Consider the following 10273-nt stretch of genomic DNA (forward strand, 5'->3'; position numbering starts at 1 on the left):
CCCTAAAGATGTACGCGCCGCGAGTCCGCACGACGGTGTCGTCCTACGACCACGCACCGGCGGACTCGCCGAAGCATCGCCCCCTGGGCGATGCGTCCTGGACATCCGTCCAGCTGGACGTTTAGCCCATCAAGGGTCGAGGTAACGGCGCCTACCGTCCGGAGCAATGCCAAGGACGGTCATCGCGCTCACCGCGCTCCTCGCTTCTCTCCTCTTCGCTCCGGTTGCCGCGCAGGCCGCTGTGACCCACGCCGCCTCCGCCAGCGGCACCGGCAGCGGTTCCGCGTCCGCTTCGCTCACGGTCGGAGCCGGGAGCAGCCGCTACCTGGTCGTCGGCGTGTCCACGCTGGAGTCGGCCACGGTCACGGGCGTCAGCTACGGCGCTCAAGTGCTGACCCGCGAGCACGCTTCCGCCAAGGACTCCTCGCGAGCCGAGGTGTGGGTGCTCAAGGCCCCGAACCCCGGCACCGCGAACGTCACGGTCAACGTCTCCGGCAACGCGCCGGTCGTCGTCGGCGCAAGCACGTTCACGGGCGTCGACCAGACGCTGCCGATCATCGCCAGCAACTCGATCAACCTGAACTACGGCAACAACAGCGCCTCGCTGGTGCTCAACCAGAACGTCGAGGCCGACGGCATGTTCGGCGTCCTCTCGGTCAACGACTCCGACAACATCACGGCGATCCGCAACACGGGCTCGGTCGACACGGTCGTCGCCGACACCCGCTGGACGGGCCGCCAGGGCACGGTCCTGGGCGCCGGCGCCACGCGCCGCGGCTGGACGGGCCAGAACCTGTCGATCAACGCCGGCATCAACTGGTACTGGAACCGGATCGACCCCAGCCACCTGATGCCGACGTCGTACATCCTCACGGGCCTGCGCCAGGCGACCACGACGGCGCCGACCGTCACGTCGCCGATCGCCCCCACGATCACGCACGACAACGCCCGGCTCGGCGGCACGCTGAGCGACACCGGCGGCGAGCCCGTCACGCAGCGCGGCGTGGTCTACTGCCAGTGCCCGAACCCGGTCCTCGGCGGCGCGGGCGTGACGACGCTCTCCATCGGCGCCGGCGACGTCGGCGCCTTCGCAACGTGGAGCGACACCCTGACGCCGTCCACGACGTACACCTTCCGCGCCTTCGCCACCAACGCGAAGGGCACGTCGTACACGACCGCGACCCAGTTCATCACCGCGCCGCAGCCCAACCGCGCGCCGACCGCCGACGCCGGCGGCCCGTACACGCTCGACGAGGGCGGCTCGCTCACGCTCGACGGCTCCGCCACGGACGCCGACGGCGACACGCTGGTCTACGCGTGGGAGCTCGACGGCGACAACGACTTCGACGACGTCGTCGGCGCCACCCCGACGCTCACCCGCGCGCAGCTCGCGACCTTCGGCCTCGCCGACGGCCCCGTCACGCGCTCGATCCGCCTCGGCGTGTCCGACGGCGCCCGCGTCACGCTCTCGGACCCGACGACGGTGACCGTCACCAACGTCGCGCCGACCGCCACGGTCACCGCCCCGGCCTCCGTGGTCGAGGGCGGCTCGGCGACTGTGGCCTTCTCCGACCAGGCCGACCCCGGCGACTCGGACTTCACCTACGCCTACGACTTCGACGGCAACGGCAGCTTCGAGCTCACGAACGCCTCGGCTTCGGCTCCCGTCCCCGCCTCGCTGCTCGCCGACGGCCCGGACACCCGCACCGTCCACACGGCCATCCGCGACAAGGACGGCGGCGAGACCGTCTACACGAAGACGATCACCGTCACCAACGCCGTGCCGACCGCCACGGTCGGCGACGTCACCGTCAGCGAGGGCGCCACGGCCACCATCGCCGCGACCGACGTCGCGGACGTCTCCCCCGCCGACACCGCCGCGGGCGTGCGCTTCGCGTACGACTTCGACAACGACGGCAGCTACGACCTCGGCGCGGCGAGCTACGCGGCCGCCACGACGGCGCGCACGGCGGACCTGCCGGCGGCCCTGACCGCCGACGGCCCCGTCGAGCGCACGGTACGTGTCGCCGCGATCGACAAGGACGGCGGGCTCACCAGCTCCACCGCCAAGGTCATCGTCGAGAACGCCGCCCCGACCGCGACGCTCACCGGCGACACGGTCGACGAGGGCGCGTCCGCGACCGTCGCCTTCAGCGCGCAGGACGACGTCTCGGCCGCCGACAAGGCCGCCGGCTTCACGTACGAGTTCGACCTCGACGGCGACGGCGTCTTCGAGGTCAAGGGCACCGCCCCCACGGCCACGCTGACGACGACTGACGGCCCGGCGACGCTCCCGATCACGGGCGCGATCCTCGACCGCGACGGCGGCCGCCGCGAGTACTCGACCACGGTCGTCGTGCGCAACGTCGCGCCGACGTTGACGCTCTCCGGTACGGGCGCGGCGACGGCGGGCTCGGCCTACGCGCTCACGGTCACCGGCGCCGACGCGGGCGGCGACCCCCTCACCGGCACGGTCGACTGGGGCGACGGCACGACCGACGCCTCCGCGGCCACGCTCAGCCACACCTATGGCGCCGCCGGGGCCTACACCGTCACGGCGACCGTGCGCGACGAGGACGGCAGCGAGACCACGGCCACGCACCTCGTGACCGTCGCCGCCGTGCCCGTCACGCCCGCTCCGCCCGTCACGCCCGCCCCGCCGGCCGCTCCGGCCCCGACCCCCGCGCCGAGCGCCGACAGCGGCGTGCTCGGCGCCGAGGCCACCAACCTGAAGATCAGCGGCCTGAAGGTCGTGCCGCGCTGCATCCAGGCGCAGGGCCTGAACGCCGTCGCGTCCGCCGCCAAGACGCTCAAGGTCCAGTTCCGCGTCTCCACCGGCGCCAAGGTCAAGTTCTCGCTCAAGCGCTGGAGCGACAAGCCGGGCGCGACCAAGTGCCCGCCGAGCAAGGGCGTCGCGCAGAAGGGCGGCACCAAGATCCCCGGCACCTACGCGCCGTTCAGCAACCGCTCGGTCACGGCGAAGTCCGGCCTGAACACGGTCACGCTCGCCGCGACGACCGCCAAGGGCAAGACGCTCAAGCCGGGCACCTACCTGCTCACGGTCACCTCCGGGACCACCTCGGCGCGCACCAAGGTCTGGGTGCTCGCCAACTAACGGGAACGCCCTACGCTTCGCCGGGTGCCACTGGCGCCCGGCGATCCCTTCCCGCAGTTGAAGGTCGAGAGCGTCGACGGTCGCGTGGAGCTGCGCGACCGTTGGCGCGAGGGCCCGCTGGTGGTCATGTTCATGCGCCACTTCGGGTGCGCGTTCTGCCGCGAGCACCTGATCCGGATGGGCAAGGCGGTCGGCGACTTCGAGGCGGCCGGCGCCCAGGTCGTCGCGATCTTCCAGTACAGCGCGGAGGCCACGCGTGACTTCTGCGCCAGCCGCAAGGTCCCGTTCGACTGCCTCGGGGACCCGAAGCGCGAGGCCTACCAGCAGGTCGAGGTCGGCAAGGGCACGCGCGAGCAGGTGCTGGGCCGCGCCATCGCCGGCAAGTACCTCAAGACGATCCTGCGCTCACGCGTGGTCGGGTCGGTCAACGCGCCGGTCGACGAGATGCTGCAGCTGCCCGGGACGTTCGTCGTCGGGACGGACGGCCGCGTGCTGTTCTCGCACTACGCGGTCAACTCGGCCGACAACCCGCCGGTCACGGACGTGCTGTCGGTGGTGCGCAAGAACGCCTCGAGCCGCTCGACCGGCTGAGGCTTGCTCAGGTGGTAGCCCTGGGCGAGGTCGCAGCCCAGGTCGCGCAGGATGTCCCAGGACGCCTGGTCCTCGACGCCCTCGGCGACGACCTGCAGGCCGAGGCTGGAGCCGAGCTGGACGATCGAGCGCACGATCTTCGCGTCGCCGTCGCTCGTGGCCAGCGGCATCACGAACGACTTGTCGATCTTGAGCGTGGTGACGGGCAGGTCGCGGAGCCAGCCGAGGGACGTGTAGCCCGTGCCGAAGTCGTCGACGGCGAGGCTGAGGCCGAGCTGGCTCAGGCGCGCGAGCACGGCCTTCGCGCGCGGCGGGTCGGCCATGATCGTCGTCTCGGTGATCTCGAGCTCGAGCCGGTCGGCGGGCACGCCGTGGGTCTCCAGCAGCGCCTCGACCTGGTCGGGGAGCGTGAGGTCGAGCAGGTTGCGGGTGGAGACGTTGACGGCCATGTGCAGGTCCAGGCCCGCGTCCATCCACGCGCGCGTCTGGGCGAGCGCGCGGTCCAGGACGTGCAGCGTCAGCTCGCGGATCAGGCCGGTGTTCTCGGCCAGCGCGATGAACGCGTCCGGGTACAAAAAGCCGCGCTCGGAGTGGTCCCAGCGCACGAGCGCCTCCACCCCGGCGGTCCTGCCGGTCGCCAGGTTCGCCTTCGGCTGGTAGTGCAGGACGAGCTCGTCGTCCTCGATCCCGCGGCGCAGGTCGGCGATCAGCGCGAGGTTCTCACGCGAGGCGCCGGTGTCGCCGTCGTCGTAGATCGCGTAGCCGGAGTGCGCCTGCTTGGCGACGTACATGGCGATGTCGGCGTGCTGCAGCAGCGCCTCGGGATCGTCGCCGTGGGCCGGGAAGAGCGCGATGCCGACGCTGGCCTCGACCTCGACGCCGATCTCCTCGAGCTCGATCCGTCCCGCGATCGCCGCACGCACGCGGGCGCTGGCCTCGACGGCGTCCTCGGTGGACCGCACGCCCGTGACCAGCACGGCGAACTCGTCGCCGCCGAGGCGCGCGATCGAGTCCCCGGCGCGCAGCGTCTCGGTGAGGCGCGCGCCGACCGTGCACAGCAGCAGGTCGCCGTTGTGGTGGCCGAGGGTGTCGTTGATGACCTTGAAGCGGTCCAGGTCGACGACGAACACGGCGAAGCCCTCACCGTCGCGCGCGGCGGCGCGGGTGGCCTGGTGCACGCGGTCGTGGAAGAGGACGCGGTTGGGCAGCTCGGTGACGTGGTCGTGGAGCGCGGCGTACTCGCTCGCGGCGACGCTGCCCGCGGCCCGTCGAGCGTTCCGGCGCGCGGTGACCGCAAGCACCACGTACAGGGTCGCCAGGACGGCGAGGGCGATCCACTCCATACATCCTTTGTCGAGCTATCGGCCCGGTAACTTGAGCCGCATGACCCCGATGAAGGCCCGCCTCGCCGCGGGCGAGACGCTCTTCGGCACCTTTCTGACACTCGGGTCGCCGTTCGCGGCCGAGTCGCTGGGGATGCTCGGCTGGGACTGGCTGCTCGTGGACCTCGAGCACGGCGGCGGCGACGAGTCCAAGCTCGTCGGCCAGCTGATGGGATGCTCGTCCGCCGGGGTGCACGCGCTCGCGCGGGTGGAGTCCGACGTGCGCGGGCGGACGGCGCGGGTGCTGGACCTGGGCGTCGAGGGCGTGATGTGCCCGCAGGTCAACTCGTCCGAGCAGGCCGAGGCGTGGGCCTCGGTGCTCCACTACGGCCCGGCCGGGAGCCGCGGGATCGCGTTCTTCCACCGCGGCGCGCGCTACGGCACCGACCCCGAGCCGGTCGAGACCGCGCGGGCGCGGGTGTGCGGGATCGCGCAGATCGAGTCGCCGGAGGCGGTCGAGGCCGTCGAGGAGATCGCGGCCGTGGACGGCGTCGACGTGCTGTTCGTCGGGCCGAGCGACCTGTCGTACTCGATGGGGATGTTCCGCGAGTTCGAGCGGCCGGAGTTCCGCGACGCGATCGTGCGGGTCAACGAGGCGGCGCGGGCGGCCGGCAAGGCGACCGGGATCTTCCTGACCAACGTCGACGACGTGCCCGCGGCGATCGCGGACGGCTTCCAGATGATCGGGATCGGCTCCGACGGCGGCTACATGATGGCCGCGGCGCGGGAGACTCTCACTAGAGCCAAGGGCGCGGTCTGAAAGAGTGCGGGCATGAGCACGCCTGTTGTCTTCATCCACGGCCTGTGGCTGTTGGAGTCGAGTTGGGATCGCTGGGCCACGTTTTTCGCGGAGCACGGGTACGACCCCGTGCAGCCGGGCTGGCCGGATGACCCCGAGACGGTCGCGGAGGCCAACGCGCATCCGGAGGCGATGGCGAACAAGACGGTCGGCCAGGTCGCCGACCACTTCGCCGACGTCATCAGCGGCCTGAGCGAGAAGCCGGTCGTGATCGGCCACTCGTTCGGCGGCCTGCTGGCCCAGATCCTCGCCGGCCGTGGGCTGGCCGCGGCGACCGTCGCGATCTCACCCGCGCCGTTCCGCGGCGTGCTGCCGCTGCCGATCTCGACGCTGCGCTCGTCCGCCCCGGTGCTGAGCAACCCGCGCAACCGCCATCGCGCCGTGCCGCTGACGTTCGACCAGTTCCACTACGCGTTCGCCAACGCCGTGAGCGAGGACGAGGCGAAGGCGCTCTACGAGGAGCACGCGGTGCCCGCCCCGGGCGCGCCGCTCTTCCAGGCCGCGGTCGCGAACCTCAACCCATGGACCGAGGTCAAGGTCGACACGGACAACCCGGACCGCGGGCCGCTGCTGATCATCGCCGGCGAGAAGGACCACACGGTGCCGCCCAACGTCTCGAGCGCCGCGTACAAGCAGCAGCAGGACAACCCGGGCGTGACCGAGTACGTCGAGGTGCCCGGGCGTGGGCACGCGCTGACGATCGACAGCGGCTGGGAGGAAGTCGCCGACCAGGCGCTGAGCTTCGTCAGCCGGGAGCTACAGAAGGTCGGATGATCGGGGTGGGGCGGCGGGGCTGCCCCACCTTCCTATAACGGCTTCTCAGCCTGCGGGCTGAGCGCGGCGCGCATCGCTTCGGCGCACAGGTCGCCGAGCGGCCACAGCAGCTCGCGGGCAGCGGGGAGGGCCTTGCGGTCCTCCTCGCGGGTCCACTCGGCCTCGTCGCGCGACTCGACGAAGTGCGTGAGCGCGTGACGCCAGGCGTTCAAACGGCTGGGCCGCATGACGATCGTGCGGATGCCCTCCTGGCGAACGTGGTCGGCCAGCTCGTCGGCGAGCGCGGTGAGCTCGCGGAACTCGAGGACGTCGTCCACCGACATCTCGACGTTGCGGAACCGCTCGGTCGTGATCGCCTGGACGGCGTGCGCGGAGGCGGAGATCTCCTCCTGACCGAGATCCACACACGCCAGCACGACCGCCTCACCATCGAGGCCCGGCGTGATGTCAATACGTGCGTGGTTCATATGCAAACTCTATCGGCGGTTTGTTGCCGAGTCATTACCGTTTGGCTACCCGCTTGGGGAGGACCGGTATCCCGGTACGCTCCGCTGCATGCCATCGCCCGATGCACCGCTTCGGGGCTCTTGCGCGTGCGGAGCCGTCCAGTTCCAGGTTACGACGGCGTTCGTCAGCGCCGGGTATTGCCATTGCACGCGCTGCCAGAGACGGGCGGGAACGCCCTGGTCGTTCAACGGCGTACTGCCCGACGGCCATGGTCTCGAGATCCTCGCGGGTGCCTCGGACGTCACCGTCTGGCGGCCTGAGAACGGCTTGCCCAAGGCGTTCTGCTCGATCTGCGGCGGGCACGTGTGGGCGGGCGAGCCCGGGACGGACGGCGGCGTTGGTGTGCGATTCGGCACATTGCACGACGATCCGGGAATCGAACCTTCCTGGCGGCAGTGGATCTCGTCCGCGCAGCCCTGGTTCCCGATCCCCCAGGATGGCGTTCCCCGCTATCCGGAGACTCGACCGACTTGATGGAACAACGCGCGCTGGGACCGCTGCCGGTCTCGGTGCTCTCACTGGGCTCGTGGCAGACGTACGAGCGGATCTCGCGTGCCGAGGGCGTCGCGGTCCTGGACGCCGCGCGCGACGTGGGCATCACGCTGCTCGAGGTCGCTCGCTACAACGCGGCCGAGCCGGACGCGCCGCTGGCCACCGGCTACTCGGAGGTCGTGTTCGGCGAGATCCTGCGCGCCTCCGGCTGGCCGCGCGACGAGGTCGTGATCGCGAACAAGCTGTGGTGGGAGTTCTGGCCCGGGCAGTCCGTCGCGGAGGAGCTCGACGCGTCGCTCGGACGCACCGGCCTGGATCACTTCGACTTCATCTACTCCGACCCGCCACCCACCGAGCTGGTGATCGAGGAGGTCTGCGAAGCCGTCGGCGGGCTCGTGACGGCCGGCAAGGTGAAGGCCTGGGGCGTCGTGAACTGGCCGGCGGAGCTGATCGCGCAGGCGCGCGCTGTGGCCGCCGTCCCGCCTGTGGCGGCGCAGCTGCCCTACAACCTGATCTTCCGCTCGATGGTCGAAGCCCCCGAGATGGTCGAGGCCATGGGTCCGATGGGCGTGGTGGCGTCGGCCGTCCTCGCCGGCGGCGCGCTGACCGGCAAGTACGCCGACGGTGGGTCCGGGCGGCTCTCCGGGCGGCTGGACGATCCGCGCTTCGCGCCGGCGTTGGCCGAGGCGGAGCAGCTGCGGGAGCGAGCCGCGGAGCTCGGCACCACGCCGGCCGCGCTGGCGATCCGGTTCGCGGCGGAGGCGCCGCGGGTCGCGACGGTGCTGCTCGGGGCGACGTCGCCCGAGCAGGTGCGCGAGAACGCCCGCGCGATTGCCCTGTAACCTGATCAGGTATGGATGATCAGCTCGCCTGGTACGTCGGCGGGCCGGTGCTCGGACTGTGCGTCGTCGCGCTGCGCTGGCTGCTGAATGAACGCCTCGGCGCGACGCGGGCGTGGGCCGACGCGGTCGCGGCCCGGTTCGGCAGCGTGCACGCGTGGCTGCTGGTCGGGCTGATCTTCGGCGGCGTGGTCTTCGGGTTGGTGGCGTCGCCGCTGGACGGCTACGGCTGGCTGACGGACACGTTCACGGGCGGCACGCAGTGGGTGATCGTGCCGGTGCTGATCGTCAGCGGGGCGTTGATCGGGTACGGCGCGCGGCTCGCGAGCGGCTGCACGTCCGGCAACGGGCTGAGCGGCAACGCGGCGCTCTCCCCCGCCTCGCTGGTCGCGACCGGGACGTTCTTCGGCACCGCGATCGCCGTCAGCTTCGCGATCGAGGCCGTGATTTGAAGCGCTTCGCGGCGTTCGTCGTGGGGGCCGTGTTTGGGCTCACGCTGTCCTGGTCCGGGATGACGAACCCGGACGTGCTGCGCGACGGGCTGCTGTTCCGCGACGCGTACCTGATGCTGTTCTTCGCGAGCGCGCTGGGTACGGCGTTCATCGGGATGCGGGTCCTGAAGGTGCTGCAGGCGAAGGCGCTGCTGACCGGCGAGCCCGTGTCGTGGACGACGGTCAAGCCCGAGCGCCGGCACGTGGTCGGCAGCGTGCTGTTCGGCATCGGCTGGGCCGTGGCGGACGTGTGCCCGGGGCCGATCGCCGCGCAGCTCGGCCAGGGCGTGCCGTGGGCGCTGGCGACGCTGGTCGGCCTGGTCGGCGGGCTCGTGCTGTTCAGCCGCCGTAGCGCCGTAACGTCGGGTTAGCGCCCTCGGGGAGCGTGTAGAACGCGCGACCGTTGCGGCTCAGCGCGATCGACTCCCCCTGGCCCTCGTCGAGCAGGTCCGCGCCGACCGTGCACTCCCGGTCACGCTTGAACGCCGTGGCCAGCGACTCCTTGCGCGTCTTGCGCCAGACGAAGGCGCTGTCGTAGCTGCGCAACACCACGGTGCGACCGTCCGCGGAGACGTCCCCGGACGTGATCGCCTGGCCGATCCCGAGCTCGACCGTCGCCGCCTTCTTCAGCGGGCCGGACTTCGTCGCGGTGTAGACGTCGGCGACACCGCCGAGGTTCTTCGTGACGATCGCGAGCTGCCCTGTGCGCGGGTCCACGAGCAGGGCCTCCGCGTCGTGCGGCCGGTCCGGGTAGGTCAGCGCGATCCGCGTCGCGACTGCCGTGCCGCCCTCGGGGATCGCGAACTCGTAGACCACGATCTCCTTCCGCTGGCCGAGGTTGTCGCCGATGTCGCCGGCGTACAGCGTGCGCCCGCGGATCGCGATGTCCTCCCAGTCCACGGCCTCCGCGCCGGTGACCTGCACCTCGCGGACCAACGCGCCGGTCTTGCCCAGCTCGAAGACCCGCGCGGAGTCGCCGGAGTCGTTGTGCGTCCAGAACGTCCCCTGGCGCGTGCGCGCGAGCCCGGAGAGCTCCGTGACCGCGGGGTTCTGTGCGCGCCCGAGTTTGCGCACGGGCAGCTCGCCGTCGCACAGCGCGGGTGGCGCGGGCGTCCGCGCGGCGGTCGCGGCCGGCGTGGTGCTCGCGGCGGGTCCGCTCGAGCTGCCACCGCACCCCGCGACGAGCACCGCAAGCCCGAGCGGCAAGATCCACTTCACCCCGCCGAGGCTAGCCGCGGCCCGCGCGCGGGCCCGCCCTCGCGACGCGCCCGCCGCCACGCTTG

At 71.6% G+C, this 10273-nt stretch carries 11 protein-coding genes; 8 read left to right on the forward strand and 3 right to left on the reverse strand.

All coding sequences use genetic code 11. The features are described 5' to 3' along the window. The first annotated feature begins 166 nt into the window (after positions 1-166). Positions 167-3115, forward strand: a complete 2949-nt coding sequence (locus OJ997_RS31985) for a PKD domain-containing protein (protein ID WP_270029445.1) — start codon at positions 167-169, stop codon at positions 3113-3115. A gap of 24 nt (positions 3116-3139) precedes the next feature. Further along, positions 3140-3706 (forward strand): peroxiredoxin-like family protein, encoded by a 567-nt coding sequence (locus OJ997_RS31990; protein ID WP_270029447.1) that lies wholly within the window; start codon positions 3140-3142, stop codon positions 3704-3706. Here the strand turns inward: OJ997_RS31990 and OJ997_RS31995 are convergent. Further along, positions 3619-5049, reverse strand: coding sequence for a putative bifunctional diguanylate cyclase/phosphodiesterase (locus OJ997_RS31995; RefSeq protein WP_270029448.1), 1431 nt, complete (start codon positions 5047-5049; stop codon positions 3619-3621). The two genes, OJ997_RS31990 and OJ997_RS31995, sit on opposite strands and share 88 nt — an antisense overlap. Before the next feature lie 40 nt (positions 5050-5089). Between OJ997_RS31995 and OJ997_RS32000 the strand changes: the two genes are divergently transcribed. Both OJ997_RS32000 and OJ997_RS32005 read left to right on the forward strand, forming a co-directional pair. Beyond that, positions 5090-5848 carry an HpcH/HpaI aldolase family protein gene (locus OJ997_RS32000; RefSeq protein WP_270029449.1) on the forward strand — a complete coding sequence of 253 codons (759 nt, stop codon included), beginning with the start codon at positions 5090-5092 and terminating at the stop codon, positions 5846-5848. A gap of 12 nt (positions 5849-5860) precedes the next feature. Next, positions 5861-6661, forward strand: a complete 801-nt coding sequence (locus tag OJ997_RS32005; RefSeq protein WP_270029450.1) for an alpha/beta hydrolase — start codon at positions 5861-5863, stop codon at positions 6659-6661. Positions 6662-6693: 32 nt separating this feature from the next. On the opposite strand, the gene OJ997_RS32010 is transcribed toward OJ997_RS32005, so the two are convergent. Beyond that, positions 6694-7128 (reverse strand): hypothetical protein, encoded by a 435-nt coding sequence (locus OJ997_RS32010; RefSeq protein ID WP_270029451.1) that lies wholly within the window; start codon positions 7126-7128, stop codon positions 6694-6696. A gap of 88 nt (positions 7129-7216) precedes the next feature. Between OJ997_RS32010 and OJ997_RS32015 the strand changes: the two genes are divergently transcribed. Genes OJ997_RS32015 through OJ997_RS32030 form a run of 4 tightly spaced genes read left to right on the forward strand, consistent with a single transcriptional unit; the run spans position 7217 to position 9361 of the window. Then, positions 7217-7642 (forward strand): GFA family protein, encoded by a 426-nt coding sequence (locus OJ997_RS32015; RefSeq protein ID WP_270029452.1) that lies wholly within the window; start codon positions 7217-7219, stop codon positions 7640-7642. Next, entirely contained in the window at positions 7642-8502 is an 861-nt protein-coding gene (locus tag OJ997_RS32020) for an aldo/keto reductase (protein WP_270029453.1), read from the forward strand. The genes OJ997_RS32015 and OJ997_RS32020 overlap by 1 nt, the downstream gene beginning before the upstream one ends. Positions 8503-8513: 11 nt before the next feature. Then, positions 8514-8951, forward strand: a complete 438-nt coding sequence (locus OJ997_RS32025) for a YeeE/YedE family protein (RefSeq protein ID WP_270029454.1) — start codon at positions 8514-8516, stop codon at positions 8949-8951. After that, on the forward strand, positions 8948-9361 hold the full coding sequence (locus OJ997_RS32030; protein ID WP_270029456.1) for a DUF6691 family protein: 414 nt from the start codon (positions 8948-8950) through the stop codon (positions 9359-9361). The genes OJ997_RS32025 and OJ997_RS32030 overlap by 4 nt, the downstream gene beginning before the upstream one ends. Here OJ997_RS32030 and OJ997_RS32035 read toward each other — a convergent pair. Further along, complete coding sequence (locus tag OJ997_RS32035; RefSeq protein ID WP_270029457.1) at positions 9330-10208, reverse strand: hypothetical protein; 879 nt, start codon at positions 10206-10208, stop codon at positions 9330-9332. The two genes, OJ997_RS32030 and OJ997_RS32035, sit on opposite strands and share 32 nt — an antisense overlap. Positions 10209-10273: the final 65 nt, after the last annotated feature.

The sequence above is a fragment of the Solirubrobacter phytolaccae genome (genome assembly GCF_027587195.1).
GTDB classification, from domain to species: Bacteria; Actinomycetota; Thermoleophilia; order Solirubrobacterales; family Solirubrobacteraceae; genus Solirubrobacter; species Solirubrobacter phytolaccae.